This window comes from Halobacteriovorax sp. CON-3 (assembly GCF_043196995.1).
Taxonomy (GTDB): Bacteria; Bdellovibrionota; Bacteriovoracia; order Bacteriovoracales; family Bacteriovoracaceae; genus Halobacteriovorax_A.
In genome coordinates this window covers 425,601-448,448 of the sequence record NZ_JBEBNA010000002.1, presented here as the reverse complement: position 1 = coordinate 448,448, position 22,848 = coordinate 425,601, and the positions used below count along the sequence as shown (strand labels likewise).

Here is a 22,848-nt window from a genome sequence, read left to right as displayed (position 1 = left end):
CTTCTCCCTATTCGTTTACGAGTTCAACACTTGCACCAAGCTTCTTAAGCTTCTCTGGTAGATCTTCATAACCACGCTGAAGATGGTAGACACGATCAATTTTCGTTTCACCGTATGCACAAAGGGCCGCAAGAACGAGGGCCGCTGATGCACGAAGATCAGTACACATAACAGGAGCTGCCGTTAGAGGCTTTCCACCTTCAATAAAGACAGAGCTACCAAGTTGCTCAATACTTGCACCAAGACGAGTAAGCTCTGGCACATGCATGAAACGATTTTCAAAAATATTTTCTGTTACTAGTGAGTTCCCTTCAACAACTGTTAAAAGTGCAACCATTTGCGCTTGAACATCAGTTGGAAAACCAGGGAATGGCTCAGTAATAACTTTTGAACCTTTTAGTGAAGACGGGTATGTTTTAACAAAATCATCACCGATCTCAAGCTTTGCTCCCATGCCTTGAAGGTTTTCAAGAACATTGAAGAGATGCTTTGGGTTGAAGTTTTTTACCGTAACCTCAGACTTCGTCATAAGGCCTCCGATAATATAAGTAGCGGCCTCAATACGGTCACCAATTGCTTGGTAAGTTCCGCCGTTGAGTTCCTTAACTCCGTCGACAACAATACGAGATGTTCCAATTCCTGAAACCTTCGCTCCTAATGCGTTTAGGAAGTTTGCAAGATCATCAATCTCTGGCTCCATTGCCGCGTTCTCAATAATTGTCTGACCATCAGCAAAGACTCCGGCCATGATTAGATTCTCAGTTGCACCAACTGATGGGAACTTTAGTTTTACATGAGCGCCCTTAAGGTGATCCGTTTCTGCATAAACATAACCACTTTTCATTTCAATCTTAACATTCATCTTCTCAAGGTTATCGAGGTGAATATCGATTGGACGAGTCCCAATGGCACAACCACCAGGAAGTGAAACCTTAGCTTTTCCAAGGCGCGAAAGAAGTGGCCCAAGAACAAAGATCGATGCACGCATTGTTTTTACAAGTTCATAAGTTGCTTCATGAGAGCTAAGAGCTGAAGCGTCGAAAGTAATATCCTTACCATTGCGATCACATTGCACACCCATCATCTCAAGAAGTTTAAGCATTGTATTAATGTCACGAAGCTTTGGTAGGCTCGTTAATGTAACTTTCTTATCTGTTAAAAGGATTGCCGCTAAGATTGGCAGACAGGCATTCTTGGCCGGAGATATTTCAACTTCACCAGAAAGACGTGCTGGTCCTTTAACTATAATTTTATCCATTTTTAATTCCTTTTAGAAAACGGTAGCGATCTGTATAGTCCTTAATCAGTTCAAGATTAGAGAATTGATATTCACCTAAAATATCTTTTAAGTGTTCTAAATGCAATTCACTACCTTCCATTATGAACAGGCCACCGGCATTCAACTTCTCCTCCACTTGTTGGAAGAAATTTCTAAACCAATTATCGTAATCTTCATCTTTTAAGTAAAGAGCAAGATGGGGCTCAAAACGATGAACCTGTCCATGCACTTCACTTAAATCAGCGTCCTCCTTAATATATGGAGGGTTACTAATTATGATGTCGAATTTTTCATTGAGATTTGTTAATAAATCAGATTCTTCAAAGACGATTTTTACAGTCTTTGGATAGCGATATCGGTGAAAGAATTTATTGGCACGAGCAACATCTAGGGCCTTTGGACTAATATCACTGGCCACAATTCTCGCTTCAATTTCTCCAATTTCTCCCGCTAAACTTAGAGCAATGGCACCACTTCCTGTTCCGATATCAGCAATAGAGATATCATTGAGCTTATTCTTTTTAATATACTCCGAGGTCCACTCCACCATGATTTCAGTTTCACTTCGAGGGATTAGTACATTTTCATTTATATAAAAAGATGAACGGTAAAAGAAAGCGCGATTGCTAATATATTCGAGGGGGATTCCCTGCCTGACTTTTTTTAAGAATTCTTCGATGACACCTTTATTTTCAGAAATATAAATGTCATCGAATTGAGACTCGAGGATGCGACAGAAGTCTTTCAGCTCGGCCTTTAAACGAGAAAGAGTAATTCCAGGGTAGTTTGCCTCTAAGAATTTTTTATTCTCATTAAAGAACGAGCCGATGTAGTCCCCAAGTGTAGTAAAGCTCATGCTACTACTTATTCCTCTTGGCCTTTAAGCAACTCTGCTTGGTTGTGAGCAATTAGAGCATCAAGAACCGGTGCCATATCTCCCTCAATAATTTTATCAAGAGAGTAAAGAGTTAGACCAATACGGTGGTCAGTTAAACGTCCCTGAGGATAGTTATAAGTTCTAATACGCTCAGAACGATCACCTGTACCGATTAGGCCTTTTCTTTCAGCTGCTTCTTCAGCATTCTTTTCTTGAAGCATTTTATCGAAGATACGTGCTGCAAGAATCTTTTTGGCCTTCTCTTTATTTTTAAGCTGTGACTTTTGGTCTTGGTTATAAACTGCAATTCCTGTTGGAATGTGAGTCATACGAACCGCAGAGTCAGTCGTGTTAACGTGCTGTCCACCTGAACCAGAGGCACGCATAACTTCAACGCGAACATCATTCATATCAAGCTCCCACTCAAGATCTTCAGTTTCAGGCATTACTGCCACTGTAATCGTTGATGTGTGGACACGCCCTTGAGATTCTGTTTTTGGAACACGTTGAACTCTGTGTACACCAGATTCATATTTCATCTTTGAGTAAACTTTCTCACCAGAGATTGAGAAGACAACTTCTTTAATCCCTTCATCATTTTCAGAAAGAGAATCGATTTCTACTTTCCAACCAACTGAGCGAGCGTAGTTTTGGTACATTCTTAGAACATCACCAGAGAAGATCGAGGCCTCATCCCCACCAGCACCGGCACGGATTTCAACCATAACGTTCTTATCATCTAATGGATCTTTTGGCAGAAGAAGGATCTTAAGCTCATCTTCAAGCTCAGGAATTAATGGCTCATTCTCATCGAGAACTTCTTTTGCCATCTCCTTCATATCAGGATCATTTTCCTTAAGCATCTCTTTTGCTTCGGCAATATCCTCTTTGATTTGCTTATATTTTTTGTAAGCAATAACAACTTCTTCAAGATTTGCACGTTCTGCTGAAATCTTTTTGAACTCCTCTTGCCTATCATATAATGTTGGGTCTGCCATTTTTTCAGTCAGCACCTCAAAGCGCTGTACTACTGAATCAAGCTTATCAAACATGCTCATTTAAAATCCTTTTAGCTTTTTCTTAGCTATTCATTGAGTCCATGAATTCTGCATTAGTCTTAGTCTTCGTAATTCTTTGAAGCATAAATTCCATTGCATCAATTGTACTCATTGGGTGAAGAACCTTTCTAAGAACGTAAGTTCTTTGTAGATCTAGTTGATCCATAAGTAGGTCTTCCTTACGAGTTGAAGATTTGTTGATATCAAGAGCTGGGAAGATTCTCTTCTCAAGAAGCTTTCTATCAAGTTGAATTTCAGAGTTACCAGTTCCTTTGAATTCTTCAAAGATAACTTCATCCATTCTTGAACCTGTATCAACAAGTGCAGTAGCGATGATTGTAAGTGAACCACCATTTTCAATATTTCTAGCAGCACCGAAGAATCTCTTTGGTCTGTGTAGAGCATTTGAGTCAACCCCACCAGAAAGGATCTTTCCAGATGGTGGAACAACAGTGTTATATGCACGAGCAAGACGAGTGATTGAGTCAAGAAGGATGATAACATCTTTCCCTGCTTCAGTTAGACGTTTTGCTTTTTCAAGAACCATCTCTGCTACTTGAACGTGACGGTTTGCTGGCTCATCAAATGTTGATGAAACAACTTCCGCATTAACATTTCTCTTCATATCAGTTACTTCTTCCGGTCTTTCATCAATTAGAAGAACGATAAGAACTGAGTCTGGGTGATTTTCAGTAATTGCGTTAGCAACTTCTTGTAATAAATGCGTCTTACCAGCTTTTGGAGGTGCAACGATTAGACAACGTTGACCAAACCCTTGTGGTACGAACATATCGATCATACGAGTTGAGTAATTGCTTGGATTAAACTCAAGATTGATCTTCTTTTGTGGGTATAGTGGAGTTAAGTTATCGAAAAGAACTGTCTTCTTGTGAGCAGCAGGCTCTTGATCGTTGATTGTGCTTACTTTTAAAAGAGCAAAGTATCTTTCGTTATCTTTTGGTGGACGAATCTGTCCTTCTACAGAGTCACCTTTCTTAAGGGCGAACTTTCTAATTTGACTTGGTGATACGTAAATATCATCGGCACCAGGAAGGTAGTTATATCCAGGAGATCTTAAGAAACCGAAACCATCTGGTAAGATTTCAAGAACACCATTTCCAAAAATGTCCTGTTTCTCTTTTGCGTGTGCTTTTAGAATAGCAAAGATTAGTTCGTGTTTTTTCATCCCCGCAGAGTTTTCAATTTTTGCCTTTTCAGCAATCTTGTTTAACTCTTTGATTTCCATCTCTCTCAATTCACTTAAATGCATAAAATGTACTACTCCTGAAATATCTGAATATATAAAATTGGATTTATTTAGAATTTGCCTCTATTAATGATCCATTAATGGCATGGATTTATAAGATTAAATTGGTTGGTATTGATTTAAATAGATAAACTCATCATAAACCCTCCCCCTTTCCTAGTCAAGCTGACTTTAGAGATTGACTTGCGGCGCCAAAATGGGCATAACTACCTAATATGAATGAGTTTTCTAGCTATCCTAAATTTGAAGAGTTTCGCGGTCTTAATATCCTCTCCATCGACTTTGGTGAGAAGGTCATAGGCCTTGGCTTCTACTGCCCTGGGCGTGAGCCGTTTCCAATTGGTGCCGGTCGAATTATCAATAAAGGAATCGCACACTTTTACACTGAGCTTGAACAAGTTATTGAGGACCAAGTTGTGGAAGTTATCGTCATGGGTATCCCATACTACGTCGATGGTAACGAAAGTGAGAAGACTAAAGAGCACAAGGCCATCTTCAACGCATTAGTTGAGAAATTTCCTAGTGTAAAATTCTACCAACAAGATGAAACCTTAACGACAAAGTCGGCCAAGGAGCGAATGCTAAACTCTCCGGAGTACAATTTTCAATTTGATCCAACAAAAATTGATGAGCTTAGCGCGGTGATCATCCTAGAAGATTTCATAAGAAGTTAATTTCACAAAATCTAAAAATAAGATATCCTATTGTTATTATGACAAAGAAAAACTTATTTATTTTTTTGGTGCTTGCACCTGCATTATCGATCTGCCTCTTAGTGGCACACACTTATTACAACATTTATCATTGGCAATACGGTGGCCCTGAAACTGAATTCCAAATCAATAGTGGAGACACTTTTGGAACGATTAACTACCGTTTAGCACAAGACAAGATCATCTACTCTCCGCGCCTTTTCCATCGCTATGTAAAATTTGAAGGAAAGCTAACAAGCTTTAAGGCCGGCCGCTATGTCATTCCTAAAGGAATAACAATGGATGAGCTACTTGCTCTACTTATCAGTGGAAAGAGTTTGGCCGTAAGAGTAACAATCCCAGAAGGTTATAACCTCTTTCAAATTGCAAAGGCCTTGGCCGATGAGAAAATTGTTGATGAAAAAGATTTCATTAAAGAAGCAAAGGATAAGAAATTTGTTCACTCTCTAGGAATTCCAGCAGACCGAGTAGAAGGATATCTTTACCCTGATACTTACCAATTCCATGAAAAGATGAAGGCCCGTGCGATTATCCACCGCATGTATGACAACTTTAAAGACAAAACAAAAGACTTAGACTTTTCAAAAGTAAGACTAACAAAGCACCAGCTTGTCACTCTTGCCTCAATGGTTGAAAAAGAAACGGGTGCAAAATTTGAAAGGCCAACGATCTCGGGTGTTTTTCACAATCGTCTAAAAAAGAGAATGCGTCTTCAATCTGATCCAACAACGATCTATGGAATTTGGGAGTCTTACAAAGGTAATATTAGAAAGAAACACCTTAGACAGAAAACTCCATACAATACTTACAAGATCTCAGGTCTTCCAGTTGGGCCAATTGCCAACCCAGGACTTGCGGCACTGAAAGCTGCACTTAGCCCTAAGAAACACGATTACCTTTACTTTGTTTCAAAAAATGATGGGACTCACGTTTTTTCTAAAACATATAAAGAACACAGTCAGGCCGTTGATTTTTGGCAAAAGAACAGAGCAAACCGCAAGGGGCGTAGCTGGCGAGATCTTAATAAGAAACAATAAGAACTAAAGAAGTATTAATTTATGAAACTATGGTCATCATTCGATCAAGAATATATTCTCAAAAGGCTTAATGAGCTCTATGAGGAAGGCGCTGTTTTGAAATTTTGGCAAAACAACGAAGACATGCGCGAAGAGTACACTGCAACTTTCAACTCCGTTACAATTGAAAAATGTTCGATTAAATTAACAAAAGAAAGTGCACCTTACTACACTCGAATCGCACCCCTTTCTCCTGTATTCTTTCACTACCCTGCTGGGGATATGATATTTAAAAAAGATATTTTCAAGTTAGAAAATGGTGGACTTTCATTTAAGACACCTAGTGAAGTTCGCATGCGTGATCGACGAAGTGTGGAGAGGTTTACTTACAAATATCCAGACTTCAAAAATATCTCTTATAAAGTTGAAGGTGAAGATGAAACTCAACACGATATCATTCTCGACATATCACTAAGAGGGCTTGCTTTTGTTATTGATGCCAAAAGAAAAGCTAAGTACGAGATCGGTAAAACAGTTTATATCACTTCTATAACGGATCAAGAGCTACCACAACAACATGAAGCGAAGATCGCTTCAGTTAACCGCTACCGCGTTTCAGGAGAAGGCCTACAAACTCACCTTCTTCGCATTGGTGTTGAATTCACACAAACGCTAAATTCAATTACATATGATTCAATCGGCTCTCTAGTTAAGAAGAGACAAAATAAATTAAAAGGGCTTGATACAAACCTATTTAATGGTTTAAACCCTGATGATTATCAAAAGCAACTTGCAAAGATTCACGATAAGAATCCTCAACTTGCCATCAATATTTCTGAGTCAGTAGAAGATATCGATCGCCTTCGATATATGACGATCGATATGAAGCGTGAATTCTTCTTAAACTTTAGCCTTGATCTTATGGCCTGTGCCTTAAGGATGTCGTCTAAAGAGTTAATCAACGATCTTCTATCTGAAGTTACTGCTGGTGTACGAGAAGAGTTTCTCATGAAGTATGATCAACCCAAGCCTGCTTCAGCAATCAATAAGGCACAAGACGAATTAAGAAAATACATCCATGAGAAGGAGCGCTCGGGCGAGCTAGTTCTAAGCCCGAAGTCTTTTGTTAAATATGTTTAGTCTCCTGTCTCTTCTCGATGATATCGCAACAACATTTGATGACGTGGCCATCATGTCAAAAGTTGCTATCAAGAAAACCAGTGCACTAATGAGTGACGATCTCGCAGTTAATGCCGGAGTCATTCACGGAGTAAATGCCGATCAAGAACTCCCTATGGTCTGGAAGATCTTTGTAGGCTCCCTCTTAAATAAACTCTACAGCATCTTAGGAGTTGTTGCTCTTACTTACTTCTACCCTCCAGCGCTTCAAGTTGTTCTACTAATTGGTGGAATTTACTTGGCATATGAAGGTGCCCACAAGGTTTTAGAAAAAGTTACCAAGCAGGATAGTAAGAAGAATCTGGCAGAGATAAGTGAAGAAAAGAAAGTTTCAGGTGCAATTCGCACGGACTTAATTCTTTCAATTGAAATTATCGTTATTGCACAAAATAGTATTAGTGGCCCATTTGTTAATCAGCTTATGACTCTTGTTATTGTAGGGCTTCTGGCCTCGATTCTAATTTACGGTCTCGTTGCTATCTTAGTTAAAATTGATGATCTTGGACTCTATCTAATCAGAAAAGAATATAAGAAACTTGGCTATGCCTGTGTCAGCTCAATGCCTTGGATTATGAGAGGACTTGGAATTGTCGGGACAATTGCCATGTTTCTTGTGGCCGGCGGTATCTTCGCTCATAGCTTTCACTTGGACCTCTATACCTATGAAGTACTTCAAAACCTATTTCTAGGGCTTGTGGGAGGCTTTTCGGCCCTTATCCTTCAAAGCATTCTATCGCATATAAAATCAAAGTTCTTACGCTAATTATTGGCATATCTCTTAATAAGCATCTCCCTAAACGACTGTAATCACAAGAAATTTAGTCTACACTAAATTAAAGTTTATTATAGCGATAGACGATAATTTATTTAGTTAACTGTCTGAGGGAATTATGAAAATTATCAATATGCTACTAATTTCATTCGCTATCATCCTAACTTCATGTGGGGGAAAAACCTCAAATGTCGAAGTTAAGCTTCAAGGAGCATTCTCTCAAGTAGCAGGTCTCTTTGATAATGGTGCTGTTATGTTAGCAGTTGGTGGCCCTTCAGATAAACCTCCCCTTCTCTATGTTGTTCCCCTTTCACAGGCAACTCTTGATCACGAGTTTGATAATGGTAATTGGAAAATTATGGTTTTAGGCTGGCATGGTTCAACGGCCGGCGAGATGATGGAAGGTGATCTCTATTGCTCTGTCGTAAAGAATGCTGTAATTCCAGAACAAACAACATTTAATTTTAATCTGACAAAAGTCGATCAAACGGCACCGGCAAATGTTGTGGATACAGGCCACCCTTGTGCTGAATTTATTGATGGACTTCAAACGGCCAAGTATATGTCTATCTGTGAAACAACAAGTTGTAATATGGGTGAATACGTAAGGTTTAATGCAACTGACTTATCTTTAAAGTTTGGTATTCCTCACTACGAGGGGCCTATAAATCGTGATCAAATCTATACTCAATCAAAATTTACTGAATCAATGAATACTTGCTATAGCAGTGCTAATGGTAATCTTTTAGATGGTGGCGACTACGCAAAAATGGTTCTTGATGCTTCCGTTGGACTGGTTCTTCCAGTAAGACTAACAGGAGGCTTTCACTTACCTCTTAGAATTGAGGGTTATGAAGATAAAGATGGTGGAACAACAGATTGCTCGATGGGACTTAATGGCAAGCTTGCAACGATGAATAGTATTGGTGAAAAAGATACTGCTGGAAATGATCGTCACTTCTATGATGGGACATACTTTACTTACTTAATGCCTCCGACTCCATTTGAAATTTCGATTACAAATTCGAATTATTCATTTGAAAGAAACTCTTCGACTACAGTACAGGTGGGTGGCCCATATGATGTTGGGAATGATACCTATCAAGGCAATTCCATGAATTATACTTGTGAATACAAGGTCGCAGGAACAGATGATTCGACTTTTGTTGCCTGTGGATATCCAATTGGCTCTGGCCCTATCTCATATGATATGACCACAGGTGATGTTGTTCTTGATGGAAATACAACGAGCTTTGATCTTGGTGAGACATTTGAGTTTAAAATGATTGGATCGTATTATGATGATGGTTCAAGTATGACAATTTATTCTCCAGAAAAGCGATTCAGTGTAATGGCAAATCCTATTGTTATGATTCCGGATTCGGATTTCATACCAGCACCGGGATCAAATGTTGATATTACAACAGGTGGAAACACGACAATTACATTCAATAATAACACTGATAGTATGGTGAGTTTTACTATCTCTTCAACTCCAGACACCTTATCAATCACAGGAGACATTTCATGTTCTCCCTATACGACTTGTACGCTTACAATCGCAGGCTCTCCTGCAGGTTCAGGTAACTTTGACTTAAATGCCAATGGTCAGCTTTTCAACTACACATATTACTAAGATGGCACTAAGAAATGGCATTTCCTTGGCCAATCGCTCATCTAAAGCTTTGAAATCCCGTAGATTTTTGTCCCTTATTCTTTAAAGGTTAAGATTGGCTTAACCGATAAGTTTTGTGGATTAAATTGAATTTGGGGACCGTATGCACCGTCATATTTTTGGATTATTTCTTGTTTCACTTCTTCTCACTTCATGTGGAGTAAAAACATCAAACACAAAAGTTACTTTTTCAAAATCACAATTTTTAGTTGGAGACTTAAACTCAAACTTTGATGGTGGTGTACTTATCTTTGGAAGAAATAACGATACAAAACAAGTTTTTCAAATTGGTCTTGATCCAAGCTCCCCTTCTGAAATCGAAATTGAGCTTCCTTTTGGAAACTACGATGTAAAGGCCATCGGTTGGCACCAAGGAACGACTCCAACGAATCTAGTTGGAACAAAGTATTGTTCTCAAATTAATACTCAAGTTGACTCTACTGAAACTCCAATGAATCTAGTAATGACAACGGCCAATTGTGCATCACTAACTAATACAGTTGTTCATGACAGTACGACAGGAAATCAGTTCAAGGTTGAAACTTGTCACGGGGTTGTCCAAGTTTTTGGGAAAGGAAAAAGAGAAAGCTGCGATGAAGCTCCAAGTAACGCTCAATCACTTAAGATTCGCTACCCTTCAATTAATGCTGAAGGAGTCGTCGATCCAAGCTTAACTCTTGAGTCAAAATGCTTAACACCAAATGCTGGAGATATTTTCACCTATGACCTAACTGCCGACTATAACGTTGTTACTAGTGATAGTGGTTTTTATAATCCAGTTGAAATTGTAGCCTACTATGATACTGCTTGCTCTGGAGCCTCTCAAGTTAAAAGGATTCCAAGAACAGCAGGACTTCCTTCAGAGGAGTATCTACTAGCAACAGAAGATTCAGCGACAGGTCTTACTCTACTTGCAGGCTTTGATTCTTGTGCATTTGCAGGAGCGGCAACAAGCTCTCCATTTGCAGCTGATAGCGCTGGATCAAGAGGATTTAATATTATTTGTACGGCCGATCAATTTAATAATATCGCTTCCTACCCTTCTGATGAATATATCATTGGAAGAAAGATCGACTTTGCAGGTAGTGCTCCAGCAACAAGTAGCACTGATTTCACAGGATATATTGAAGGAGACATTCTTCTAAGTATTAATAAGCAACCGCATATTATTGGTGCGACAGATTCGTTATTTAATAGTATCGGAAGTAATGTAACTGATGAGTCTGCAGGTATTGAGAACTTAAATATTAATGTTAACTCTCTTACTGGCGGACCTGTTATTGCCAAGTACTTAGGTGACTCTTCCGAGTTTCATGAATTAACAATTTCAGGCTCAATGACTAACTCGACACCATCTGCAACGCCTTCAGGGTCAAGTCTAGGTTACTCATGTGGTGCACTTGTTAATCAGTCATACTACGATGGGACGACATCAAAAAGTCTAAACACTAGATTCGAAAGAATTACTTTTGAAAATTTCAATCTAAAATGTACGGGCCTTCCTGCTTCTGATAGCGCTTATGTAGGCGCACTAGTTGGTGCCCTAACAAGTGGTTCAGCTGATGCGACTTATAATCGTGAAGTTCAAATTTATGATGTAAAAGGTAATATTAATATTGAAGTTGATTCAACAAATACACAACAATCTGTTGGTGGACTTATTGGATTCTCTGAGAATAATACAAATATTAATACTTATAGTAATAATTATACTTTTGCGAATACTTATACTTCTGCAGCTCCAGCGATTATTGGTGGTGTCTTAGGACAACAACAGTCAACTGCTGCCAACTACTATGGCCGTCTTGAATTGGGAGAGAATAATATTCACTTAGCAATTAGTAGTGACCTTCCTTACAATACAATTCAAGGTGCCGGAGGGATTGCAGGGAAAATCTTTAATCCAGAGTATTTACAAATTCGATCTTCGATCACGACAGGAAGTATTGATACAACACTAAAGAATGCTGGTGGACTTATCGGTCATGCCGCTTTCACAAACCCTAGTGATTCATTTGGTATTCACAATTCAGCAACAAGAACAAGGGTTAGCGCTGATGGTAGTGCAGGTGGTTTAATTGGAAGACTTAACCTAGATGGAAGTTCTGCAAACTTTAGACTTAACCATGTTGAGACAAGTTCCATTACAGGAGCAGCGGCCAGCTCTTCAGGATTAGAAGGTGTTGGTGGTGCCCTAGGGACTTTAACATCAACGGCCAGTTATTCTTCTGTAAACTTTGATAGCAACTTCTATTCGGGACTACTCTTTACAACTCTTGGTTATGCTACAGGAAACTCAAGTGGCTCTCTTATTGGAGTTATGTCGGACACAAATACTTACGTGATGGTTAATGGTCACCACTACACGAGATGGGGAACTAGTACTTCTCATATTATCGACTTCATTGGATTTATCAATGAGACAACTCTAGCAAACGTCCTAGATAGAATCACGACAAATCAAGTTGTTTACCAAGGCTACACTGATAGCTCAACAGCACTTCTTCAAAGTGCCCTAAGATATGGAACACCTGGTGGTGAGATCAGCCTAACTTTTAACGAACTTGCTAATAAGTTTCTACCTTCGACTTTTACTGGTAGCCCATTCTTTACTCCAAATGGTGATTCTAAGTTAAATGTCGCATTTAACCGCTTCATGAGATTTGCAACAAATGGCCGCGCGACAGTAACAGGCTCGGAAGGAAGTCCATTTATTCTTTCAAACTCATCTGATTTATTATTCATTAAGAACAATTTATTCTTGAGTAATTTCAATTTTAGATTAACGGCCAATATTGATATGGGAGGACAATTCCTTCAGCTATCTGATGATAATATTCCATTCAACGGCTCACTTGATGGTGCCGGGTTTACGATTTCAAATATTAATAATAACTATACTGGCCTATACAAAAGCTATAATGGAATTTTTCCTTATGTTGAGTACGGACGAATTAAAAACCTAAGAATTGCCAATTCTATTATGAGTTTTGATTGCGATGCCTCTGGTGATGCTGGTTTATTAATGGGAAGAATCAGTCGCTATAATAACTATGGTGATGACCGCGCACAATTTTACAATATTCAATTAGAAAATAATACGATTGCAAGCAGTACTGGCTGTGCGGCAACAGGTCTAGTTGCTGGTACCTACTCTACAGAAAATAGTGGTGAAGGGATATTATTTGAAAATATAAGTGTGAAAAATAATAATTTTGCGTCCCCTACTGGTTCCCTCTTTGTTGATCGAATTGATTACTCAACGTCAGCGGCTGAAACATTTGCCTTTAGAAACCTCGAGTTTATTGGCAATATGTTCACTGATCCAGCGCCTGTTAACACGTATGCATTCTTCTCAAATAAAGGAGTGAATACATTTAATGTTAGTTATGAAAATGTTCTCTATGTAGGACATAAAGACGGCCATAACCCAACAGATATTCACAGCAATAATAATGCTGGTTCAGCAACTTCTCTAAATAATCACTACGTCTTTATCAACCCAACTTCATTTGCTGGAGTTCTTGATACAGGGACTCTTACAAATGGAACAAACTACGCCCTTTCAGATATGGCAACGACAACATTTGATAAGTACTTCGTTGTAAATTCAACAACTGGGGCAGTAGATCTTAACCGACCATATATCAAAGAAGAGATGGATCAACGATAAGCATAGTTTAATGCCAATAAATTTAGGCGAAAAAAATAAGGACGCGTTCAGCGTCCTTTTTTTATTACCGGCAGAACTTACCGATATTATTGGTAAAAAGAAATTAACTTAATTATTTTCCCGCCACATACGAAGAGTGCCTACAATAGGTTCCCAAGGAGCTTCAGAGCGAAGCAAAGGCTGAGGTTTTAGGGCAACTATTGAAAATGAATTAAAAGCAACAATTGCCGACTTTTAAAACAACTTTTGAACTAAATAAATTCAGGGTTAAAATTAAGTGTCGCGTAATAGTTTAACCAACAAACTTTGCTTGTTTTACTTCGTTAAGGAGGAGGACTAAATGGAAGCTGAAAGACTAGAATATTTTAAAAAGAAGTTATTGGCCGCTAAAGCTGAGATTCTTAACGGTGGTATTCTAACAAGTACTGAAGACCTTAAGATGTCGACAGATGATTTACCTGATGAAGGTGACGTAGCAAACGCAGTAATTAACCAACAGGTTACATTTAATATGCGTGCTAGAGCGATGACTAAGCTGAGACAGATCGAAGAGGCGCTTCACCGTATTGAAGACGGTACTTACGGACACTGTGAAGATTGTGACGAGCCAATTGGTAAGAAAAGGCTTGAAAACCAACCATGGGCCGATCTATGTATCACACACGCTGAAGAAAGAGAGCGTGAAGAACAACACATGCGAAGAGCATCTTAGCTTTTTTCATATTCCAAATGTTAGTAAAAAAGCCTGCAGTTGCAGGCTTTTTTTATTATAGGGCCATCCCCTCGTCTACGCTAAAGGTCTCCTTCTTTATATAAACATATTTCGATATATCCCTTTTTAAGACTTTCTTAACCTGTTCATTTGATTTGAGGATCTCCTCTACCTTAGGACTCGTTGTACTTGAATTTGTGTTATTAATTGGTGCTACGATCATGACATATGCAAAGACAAAGATACTGATTGATAGTGTCCAAATTGTTTTCACTGAATTACCCTCCATGGTAAGTTCTTCTTCTGTTCATAATTAAGCACGGGCCATGCCAAAGTCTGATATAATGATTACGGTAACTTAATAAAGTGGAGTAATGAACACGGTGGCCTTTTGGCCTTATTTTCTACCACCACTTTCAAAATAGTGTATAAGATTTTGACACCTATCTATAAACTATCCATATAGGCTATAGATGAACTGTTTAAGTAGGTAGAATCCTGTCATAGTGTTGGCACATGCTGTGCATTCTATAACAGTGAGTTTGAGTTACTAAGGAGCACTTTTTGAAACTAAAATCTTTTCTACTACTTTCTACTTTAATTGCTAGCTCTTTTGCTTTTGGAGCTGGTGAAGGTCAGAAATTATCATTTGATCAATTAAGACAACGTGTTTTCAAAAAAGAATACCAAAAAGAAACATCTAATACTGATGTATTAAGATCTCGTTTTTCAAGCTGGGGAATTAAGAATAACTTTGCACAAGGTTCAATTAATCTTCCAGGAGCACTTAAGAAGCTTACAACTCAAAAAGAAGTTGTCGTAGCTGTTATCGATACAGGTATTGATCCAACTCACCCATTCCTTAAAGATAATATTTATGTACCTAAAGGTGATGCTAGCATTACTAACTTTGGCCTAGACTTTTCTAAAGGTGCAGATAATGTAAATACTCCATACGATAAGAACCGCCACGGAACTCACGTTTCAGGAATTATTAAATCAGTATTTCCAAATGTTAAGATTCTTTCACTTAAGTATTACAACCGTCATGCTTCTGGTAAGGATAACTTAAACTCAACAATCAAGGCACTTCGTTATGCAGTTGATCTTGGTGTTGATATCATCAACTACTCAGGTGGTGGACCAGAGCCAGATTTAGAAGAACTTGAAATCCTAAAGAAAGCAGAAAGAAAAGGTATTATCGTTGTTGCAGCAGCAGGTAACGAGCAAGAAAATATCGATAACAAGAACACAGCTTACTTTCCAGCAAGCTACAAGTTATCAAATATCATTACAGTAACTGCTCACGACCAATCAATGAAGATTCTTAACTCTTCAAACTGGGGGGCACAAACTGTAGACGTTTCAGCACCAGGATATAAGATTAACTCTGCTATCCCAACATCAAGAAACGGACTACTAACAGGAACTTCACAAGCAACAGCATTTGTTTCAGGTGTAGCTGCAATGTTAAAAGCTGGATACCCAGGTCTTTCAGCTAAGCAAATTAAGAAGATCATCTCAATCACAGCTAAGAAAGAGATTACTTTTAATGGAAAGGTTAAGTCTTCAGGACGAGTTGATGCAACAGCAGCAGTTGAGCTTGCAGAAAAGCTAAACACGAAAACAAACGGAAAACTTGCTAGCTACAAAGGAAGCAAGAGAGAAGTAGCAAACACTCCAAAAGTAATTATCAGAAAATAATTAAATTCCTAGATGGCCCTTAAATAGGACGTAAGCGCAAGGGTCGTCCCCATAACAAAAATTACCCCAAGCATTCCATACAATAAATAAGATACCTTAAAGAATCCCATCATTTTATAATCTAGAAAGCTTTCGACTTGGCTTTTGTTAAGCTCACGCGTTTCAGAAATGGCCTCTTTGATACGCTCATAGAGAGAGATCTCCTCGATCCCCTTTTGCGTATAAGGCTGCCAAATTTCCTGTTCACTTACACCTGAGTTCATCATTTCAATAACGATATCAACAAGCTCTTGTAGGTACAAAGGCCTAAGTACATCGTTCTTCGAATCCTCACTGTAGAAGTAATCAAGAAGATTATTGTAGCGGCGACGGACTTTGATCATGAATTTCTTAAACTTCACATCACCTTGGAAAATCGCAGGATTTTCCATTTCTAGAGGAGATAGTGTTAGCCAATACCTTTCACGAAAAGTATAAAAGCTCTTCTCCCCTAATGGTTCTCCTAATGGATTAAAAGATAAATCGAAGTCGCATTCTTGGCAGCGATCTTCAATGATATTTTCACTTTCGCACTTAGGACATGTTATAAGTTGCACATCCTGTGCAATATTATCTTCCATGAAGAGATGTTGATGTTTTTGTATGTCGTTTAAGAATTCTTTATCCATAAGAATATTGTAATTTCATAAGCTTAGTATTGGCAAATGTTAAATCATATACGACAATAAAGTATGTCTAGCCTGCTGAAAAATAAATTCTTCCTGCCAGTTGTTCACATTCTTGCAGGTATCATTTACGCATTAAATTTCCCATTCATTGGAAAGTTCACAATCTTTCCGACAATCTTTTTAAGTGCCGCCGTTCTTTTTTACGGATTAAAAAGTGAAAATCGTTTTAAGCATAATCTCTTAAATATTTTCTTATTCTGTTGGGGGTATAATTTTGCAGGCTATTACTGGCTAACTTTTACCTTAAATGAATTTGGAAATTTATTCTTTCCTTTTAACTTTATTCTGTGGCAGCTTTTTTCAGTTATTATTGCCCCACAATTCTATCTATTTCTCATCATCTTCTTCTTTTTAAAGAAGCATGTGAAGATCGATACTTTAGCTGGAGGAATCCTCTATTCACTAATCTTTGTGGCCCTAGAGTACTTCACTCCACAACAATTCCCGGCCCTTTTTGGCCACCCATGGCTTAAGATCTCTCCATTTCTAAAGCCAGCAAGACTCTTGGGTGTGCCTTTCTATAGTTTCTTAAGCTTATTTATAGGACACCTTATTTTCATGTTCTATCAAAAGCAAAGACTCCCTAAGGCACAAGGTGGAATTATCCTAGCACTCTTACTTGTTAACTTTGGAGTAGGCCCGATCAAGGCCAAGGTTGGAGACGATCTTAAGATTCGCATTGTTCAAGGAAATATTGGGAACGACTTAAAACTTAAGTCTGAACAAGGACTTAGGCTTGCTTCTTCAGAGGTTATTAATATCTATAAGGACCTAAGTCTAGCTGATGGAGTTGATGATATTGACCTCGTTATTTGGCCAGAGACATCATACCCGAGATTTGTTTTTTCAAGAGAGAATAAAAAACTCGCGGGTGAATTAATGGACCTTTTCGTTAATAGTGAAGCCAGCTACTTCTTTGGAACCTATGATCTTGCCTCAACTAACCCTAGTGTTTTAGAAAATACGTATAATGCGACAATCTTATCTCGCGGTGAAGGGATTATTGATCAGGTTTATCATAAACAAGTTCTTATTCCATTTGGAGAAGGGCTACCATTTGGTCCACTGAATAAGTACCTTGCCCCTCACCTAACAAATATTTCATTCTTTGCCAGTGGAACTAAGTACACAAATTTTGAAGTCAAAAATAAGAATTTTATTTCATTAATCTGTTATGAAGTTCTCTTCCCTCGCTATGTAGGCAAGTACATAAAAGAAGTTAAGAAGCGTGGAGAAAAGATTGATTTCATCGTCAACGTCACTAACGATTCATGGTATGGGCCTTACTCAGAACAAGAGCAGCATCTATTCTTAGCAAAGTGGCGCGCTGTGGAGTTCAACCTTCCAATCATAAGAGCGACAAATACAGGAATCTCTGCAGTCATCAAGCAAGATGGACGAGAGCTCATTCGTACTGAGAACTTTAAACAAGAGATAAAGGATTTTTCACTTTAAGATTAAAAGCCCTCTTTTAAAAGATCGTGCATACGGATGAACCCCTTGAATTCATTTCCATCAATAACAGGAAGCACATAAATCTTATTCTGCTCCATTGATGTAAGAGCATCAATAGCAAGGTCATCTGATGAAACCTTCTTAGGCTCAGTCGTCATAATCTCACTTAGCGCTGTCTCAAGTGCATTGGCATTCTTAGCAATAGAGCGTCTGATATCACCTTCCACAAGAATTCCGCTAAAGCTACCATTATCAATAATAGCAAGAGCACCTAGAGGCTTATTCGTCATTTCAAGAACTGCATCTTTTAGAAGATTAGATGATTCAAGAATTGGACACTCTTTAGCGATCCACATGAGATCTTTTACCTTCATCGTAAGTGACTTTCCTAGCTTTCCACCTGGGTGGTTAATGGCAAAGCCTTCACGTGAAAGGCCTACAAATTTCTCATAAGCAACAGCAATGGCATCTCCCATAGCAAGTGCGACCGTTGAAGAAGTCGTTGGGGCCAGATCATTAATACAGGCCTCACGTTCAACAGAACAGTCAAAAGAGATCCCACACTCGAGAGCAATTTGCTTTGTTAAATCACCAACAAGGGCAATACGATTTTCTTTTCTAATTCTTAGGAACGGAATGAGTTTTAGGATCTCACTTGTCGTTCCTGACTTCGATAAGAAAATAATGGCATCATTTTCACTGACTCTCCCAAGGTCACCATGAAGGGCCTCTGTAGGATGAAGAAAGATAGAGCGCAGACCTAAGGAACTAAATGTTGAAGAAAGCTTCTCACCAATAAGGCCAGACTTTCCTACACCACATAAGACCATTTGTCCGTTGTGAGCATGGAGATATTCGAAGACATCTGTCAGTTTGTTACACATCTTCTCATCCAAGAGATCAATAACTCTTAGAATTGAATCAGCTTCAAGTTTTAAAACTTCCTTCATCTGACCAAAATGCTCCACTACCATCTCCTTTGGTGTCAATTTTTCTATCTCGATCGAGTCTATGACTATGTTATTATAATTATATGAAAATGTTAAAAATAATAGTGCTTTTTTCCCTGCTATTTGGTTGTAGTTCATATGAACAATTTGAACAATTAGTTGAAGAATCAGAAATTCCTTCAAAGACTTACAAGTCTAACTTTAACCAAACGTGGCAAGCAGTTCTAGAAATTATGCAACAATACGATATTTCAGTGAAAAACCAAGAAGCTGGAGTCGTAAAAACACGCTGGATCAATAATACGAGTCAAATTAACTTCTCTGATGCCTTCGGTTCTAAAGAAATGGTTAAGGCAGCTCAATTTAAATTAGTTATAAATGTCATTAAAGGATATCGCGGAAAACAAGAAGTCTCTAAGGTTTCAATCTATCGTCGCCAGATGATTGAAAAAGACTTTCTCCAAGGATGGCGCCTGGTTCGCTCAGATGGAATCCTTGAAAAGACTATCCTCTACCGCATCGATCGTATTCTCAAGAGAGAAGCAATGATCAAGAAAATTGAAGAACAAAAAGCAAAAGAAGCAGAGAAAGAGTTATTCTAGTGAATAACGCTTTCTTCTTCTAATTTATTAGTTACGATAACAACTTCATCTATTTCTTCAACAACTTCCTCAACTCTCCCCTTTCTTAAAATTTTACGCTTAAAGAAAACCATAAAATCTCTTTGGATAAGTAGCATACAAGGAAGAACAATAAGAGTTAGAACTGTGGCAAAAAGCAGTCCCCACCCCATACTCATGGCCAGCCCCTTAGTGAATCCAGCATCTCCACCAATTGCGTAGGCCATTGGGAAAACACCACCAAGAGTTGTGATACTTGTTAGAATAATTGCTCTAAGACGGCTTCCTGCTCCTTCTAGGATCTCAGGGCGGTGAAAGCTGAACCAATCACTTCTTTTCTCGTTAATCGTTACAACAAGAAGTAAGCTATCATTAACAACAACACCGGCCATCCCAATAATTCCGATAATGGCCATTAAGCTAATATCTAGTCCCTGAAAGTAGAAGGCCCAGATAACACCAATAACTCCAAATGGAATTGCAGAACAAATAAGCAGTGGCTGCATAATACTTCTAAGAACAATTGCAAGAATGAAGAAGATACCAAGAAGCGCAAATGCAAACTTCTTAACCATCGAATTCTTATTCTTTCTCGACTGTTCATCAGCATCTTGTGCATTAAACATTAGATCTGGATATTTTTTAGAAAGCTCTTTTGTTAAAAGATCAACTTTCTTAATTAGTACTTCTTTTTTAATAATATCTTTATCAAATGGTAGATCAACAACAACCTTTCTCATTAAGTTTGAGTGTCTAATTACTGATTGCTTCTTCTGCTTCTTCCAAGTACCAATCTCTGAAGACTTAATGACTTCACCATTTGCAAGAACAACAGGAAGGTTTCCAAGCTCTTCAAAAGTTAGATCATCCCCATCAGCAGCATAAGTTAAGAAACGGATTTTGCGATTTCCACTTGTGTACTCATAAACTTCATTCTTATTAATAAATTGAACAAGTTGACTCGAAACCTGGCCAAGAGAAAGTCCACGAGACTGAATCTCATTTTTCTTAGGAGTAAATACCCAAGCATCTTTAAAAAGAGAATCATCAAGATCCACCGACTTGATACCTTCAATCTTTAAATCTTCAATGGCCTTCTTAGTATACTCTGTTACCTCTTCAACATTGAATGGTGACAGTGACTGAATTGTTACTTCAACAAGGTTTTCACGACTTTCATCATTCCCACCTTTTGCAATCTTTACTTCCAGCCTTTCAAACTTACCTGTTTTCTCTAGCTCTTTTAGCTGATTCTTAAGATAGTCTTGAACATCCTTCTTATTGGCCTCGACATTATTATCAAGTTGAGAAAAGGACACTCGATAACTAAAGTATTGTGGCCCTTCTTGTTTCTTACCATTTGTATAATTTTGGCCAATCGTAAATTGATAGTTATTATACTTATTCTTATCAATCTTATTCATCACCTCTTCAACAGAAGCAAGTTGCTTATATGAATCATCAAGGCTTTCAGACTCTTTTAGGGCGCCAATGAACTCCACTGTTTCAGATGAAATACTTAAGTTGAAATTGAAATTAATATTCTTACTAGCAAAGATGATTGAACCAATCATCGCTGCAACAAATCCTGTTAAAACGATATAGCGCCATCTGAGGGCCCCATCGAGAAGTCTTAAGTACCCACGTTTGAATCGTTGAAAGTAATTTGATTCATGATGTGCATTGGCCTTTGTCACAAAGTGCTTTAAGTGATTTGGAAGAATAAAGAAACTTTCAAATAAACTTAAAAGAAGCGCAGAGAATACAACAACAGGAATAGCCATTAAGATATTTGACATCGAATCCTTTCCAACAAGGATTGGTGCAAAGGCAATTAGTGTTGTTGCAACTGTTCCACAAATAGGCTTCCAAGTAGAAAGAACCGCACCAACAGCGGCATCTTTGGAACTTGCTCCCTTTTCAAGGTTTTGCATATATTGTTCAGAAATAATAATGGCATCATCAACGAGAATCCCAATAACAAGAAGCATCCCAACAACTGAGATAAGGTCAATGGAGATCCCCATTGTCTCAAGAACAGTAAAGGTAAAGAAGTAAGCAAGTGGCATCCCAATTGATGTCATAATTGCAGTTCTAAAACCTAGAAATAAACAAAGAGTGATAAGAACAAGAATGATCCCCATTAAAGCATTCGACTGAAGTGCATTAATTTGCCTTTCAATAAATGCAGGGCCATCCTCAACACTAATGATATTTATTTCTTCTGGAGCTTCTTTATTAATTTTAGCTAGCTTTTCTTCTAGCATCTCTTTTAATGTGATTGAGTCTGCTTCAACATCTTTAAAGATATTAAAGCTTATACCTGGTTTACCATTTGTATAATTAGTTCTGTTAATCTTAGGTAAACGGTACTCAAGTGTTGCTAAGTCTTTAAGGCGAAGCGTGTGGCTTGAGTTATTAGAACGAATTAAAAGATTATTAAGGGACTCGATATCATAGTTTAGATTTTCAATTTCAATTGAGTAAGAATCACTTCCTTTGCGAATACTTCCTAGAGGGTAAATTCTAAATGTTTCTTTAATCTTATTGTAAATATCAGAAGGAGCAATTCTGTAGCGGGCCATATTATCGACATTTAGCTTAATATAGAGATCTTTAGTGTAGCCGTAAGTATCAACCCTTGAAACTCCATTAACCCTTTCAAGCTCTTCTTCTATTTTTAAAAGCCAATTCTGGTGGAGATCGCTATTTTGATCAAAGTTTAAAATTGCGTAGTAGTTAAACCAAGAATCTGTTTGCTTAATATGGCGAACAACAATGTCTTTAGTTTCAGAAGGAAGATCTCCACGAATCGTTTCAATAGCATCTTTAATACGTGTTTCAAGATCATCAATTTCTTCAAACTCATCTTTTACATCAACATTGATGCGCATATATCCCTGTTGTGAGTTTGACCAAATCTTGTCAATACCAGCACTACCTTTGATGGCACGTTCAATCGGATAAGTTAGAAATCTTTCAACTTGAGAAGCACCTGCACCAGTTAGTGTGGCAGTGATTTGAATTCTTTTTGATGACCAGTTAGATATCAAGTCTCTTTTCATATGGGTCAGGGAGATAATCCCAAAGAGCACCATCATGATACTTAATAAGTTTACTAGAAAGCTATTTCCTACAAAGTATGAAACTAGTTTTTTCACAAGCTACTG

At 38.1% G+C, this 22,848-nt stretch carries 18 protein-coding genes; 10 read left to right on the top strand and 8 right to left on the bottom strand.

Features of this window, described 5'->3' with window-relative positions; genetic code table 11:
- Positions 1-7: 7 nt before the first annotated feature.
- From murA to rho, 4 genes are read right to left on the bottom strand one after another with little or no spacing between them, the layout of a single operon-like run.
- Positions 8-1,258: a UDP-N-acetylglucosamine 1-carboxyvinyltransferase gene (gene murA / locus ABMA72_RS12840; RefSeq protein ID WP_392858870.1), complete on the bottom strand. Its 1,251-nt coding sequence runs from the start codon at positions 1,256-1,258 to the stop codon at positions 8-10.
- Positions 1,251-2,135 (bottom strand): N5-glutamine methyltransferase family protein, encoded by an 885-nt coding sequence (locus ABMA72_RS12835; RefSeq protein ID WP_392858868.1) that lies wholly within the window; start codon positions 2,133-2,135, stop codon positions 1,251-1,253. Before ABMA72_RS12835 ends, murA begins: the two co-directional genes overlap by 8 nt.
- A gap of 8 nt (positions 2,136-2,143) precedes the next feature.
- On the bottom strand, positions 2,144-3,208 hold the full coding sequence (gene prfA, locus ABMA72_RS12830; RefSeq protein ID WP_392860228.1) for a peptide chain release factor 1: 1,065 nt from the start codon (positions 3,206-3,208) through the stop codon (positions 2,144-2,146).
- A gap of 28 nt (positions 3,209-3,236) precedes the next feature.
- Positions 3,237-4,484 (bottom strand): transcription termination factor Rho, encoded by a 1,248-nt coding sequence (gene rho / locus ABMA72_RS12825; RefSeq protein ID WP_392858865.1) that lies wholly within the window; start codon positions 4,482-4,484, stop codon positions 3,237-3,239.
- Positions 4,485-4,696: 212 nt separating this feature from the next.
- Between rho and ruvX the strand changes: the two genes are divergently transcribed.
- The 7 genes from ruvX to ABMA72_RS12790 all read left to right on the top strand — a co-directional run bounded on the left by ruvX (position 4,697) and on the right by ABMA72_RS12790 (position 14,221).
- Positions 4,697-5,155 (top strand): Holliday junction resolvase RuvX, encoded by a 459-nt coding sequence (ruvX, locus tag ABMA72_RS12820; protein WP_393057391.1) that lies wholly within the window; start codon positions 4,697-4,699, stop codon positions 5,153-5,155.
- A 38-nt stretch (positions 5,156-5,193) separates the two neighbouring features.
- Positions 5,194-6,231 (top strand): endolytic transglycosylase MltG, encoded by a 1,038-nt coding sequence (gene mltG / locus ABMA72_RS12815; RefSeq protein ID WP_392858859.1) that lies wholly within the window; start codon positions 5,194-5,196, stop codon positions 6,229-6,231.
- Positions 6,232-6,252: 21 nt separating this feature from the next.
- Positions 6,253-7,350 (top strand): FliG C-terminal domain-containing protein, encoded by a 1,098-nt coding sequence (locus ABMA72_RS12810; RefSeq protein WP_392858857.1) that lies wholly within the window; start codon positions 6,253-6,255, stop codon positions 7,348-7,350.
- Positions 7,343-8,152 carry a DUF808 family protein gene (locus ABMA72_RS12805; protein WP_393057389.1) on the top strand — a complete coding sequence of 270 codons (810 nt, stop codon included), beginning with the start codon at positions 7,343-7,345 and terminating at the stop codon, positions 8,150-8,152. The genes ABMA72_RS12810 and ABMA72_RS12805 overlap by 8 nt, the downstream gene beginning before the upstream one ends.
- Before the next feature lie 127 nt (positions 8,153-8,279).
- On the top strand, positions 8,280-9,797 hold the full coding sequence (locus ABMA72_RS12800) for a hypothetical protein (protein WP_393057387.1): 1,518 nt from the start codon (positions 8,280-8,282) through the stop codon (positions 9,795-9,797).
- 142 nt (positions 9,798-9,939) lie between these two features.
- Positions 9,940-13,509: a hypothetical protein gene (locus tag ABMA72_RS12795; RefSeq protein ID WP_393057385.1), complete on the top strand. Its 3,570-nt coding sequence runs from the start codon at positions 9,940-9,942 to the stop codon at positions 13,507-13,509.
- Positions 13,510-13,849: 340 nt separating this feature from the next.
- The gene (locus ABMA72_RS12790; protein ID WP_392858849.1) at positions 13,850-14,221 is read left to right on the top strand and encodes a TraR/DksA family transcriptional regulator; all 372 of its coding nucleotides are present in this window, start codon (positions 13,850-13,852) and stop codon (positions 14,219-14,221) included.
- A gap of 55 nt (positions 14,222-14,276) precedes the next feature.
- Here ABMA72_RS12790 and ABMA72_RS12785 read toward each other — a convergent pair whose 3' ends face one another.
- The gene (locus tag ABMA72_RS12785; RefSeq protein ID WP_392858847.1) at positions 14,277-14,495 is read right to left on the bottom strand and encodes a hypothetical protein; all 219 of its coding nucleotides are present in this window, start codon (positions 14,493-14,495) and stop codon (positions 14,277-14,279) included.
- Between the two features lie 290 nt (positions 14,496-14,785).
- On the opposite strand from ABMA72_RS12785, the gene ABMA72_RS12780 reads away from it, so the two are divergent.
- Complete coding sequence (locus tag ABMA72_RS12780) at positions 14,786-15,925, top strand: S8 family serine peptidase (RefSeq protein WP_392858845.1); 1,140 nt, start codon at positions 14,786-14,788, stop codon at positions 15,923-15,925.
- A gap of 8 nt (positions 15,926-15,933) precedes the next feature.
- On the opposite strand, the gene ABMA72_RS12775 is transcribed toward ABMA72_RS12780, so the two are convergent.
- Complete coding sequence (locus tag ABMA72_RS12775; RefSeq protein WP_392858843.1) at positions 15,934-16,593, bottom strand: hypothetical protein; 660 nt, start codon at positions 16,591-16,593, stop codon at positions 15,934-15,936.
- Positions 16,594-16,656: 63 nt separating this feature from the next.
- Between ABMA72_RS12775 and lnt the strand changes: the two genes are divergently transcribed.
- On the top strand, positions 16,657-18,108 hold the full coding sequence (lnt, locus tag ABMA72_RS12770; protein ID WP_392858841.1) for an apolipoprotein N-acyltransferase: 1,452 nt from the start codon (positions 16,657-16,659) through the stop codon (positions 18,106-18,108).
- A gap of 2 nt (positions 18,109-18,110) precedes the next feature.
- Here the strand turns inward: lnt and ABMA72_RS12765 are convergent, their stop codons facing one another.
- On the bottom strand, positions 18,111-19,076 hold the full coding sequence (locus tag ABMA72_RS12765; protein WP_393057383.1) for an SIS domain-containing protein: 966 nt from the start codon (positions 19,074-19,076) through the stop codon (positions 18,111-18,113).
- 65 nt (positions 19,077-19,141) lie between these two features.
- Between ABMA72_RS12765 and ABMA72_RS12760 the strand changes: the two genes are divergently transcribed.
- On the top strand, positions 19,142-19,660 hold the full coding sequence (locus ABMA72_RS12760; protein ID WP_392912683.1) for a hypothetical protein: 519 nt from the start codon (positions 19,142-19,144) through the stop codon (positions 19,658-19,660).
- On the opposite strand, the gene ABMA72_RS12755 is transcribed toward ABMA72_RS12760, so the two are convergent.
- On the bottom strand, positions 19,657-22,839 hold the full coding sequence (locus ABMA72_RS12755) for an efflux RND transporter permease subunit (protein ID WP_393057381.1): 3,183 nt from the start codon (positions 22,837-22,839) through the stop codon (positions 19,657-19,659). The genes ABMA72_RS12760 and ABMA72_RS12755 overlap by 4 nt on opposite strands.
- Positions 22,840-22,848 lie beyond the last annotated feature (9 nt).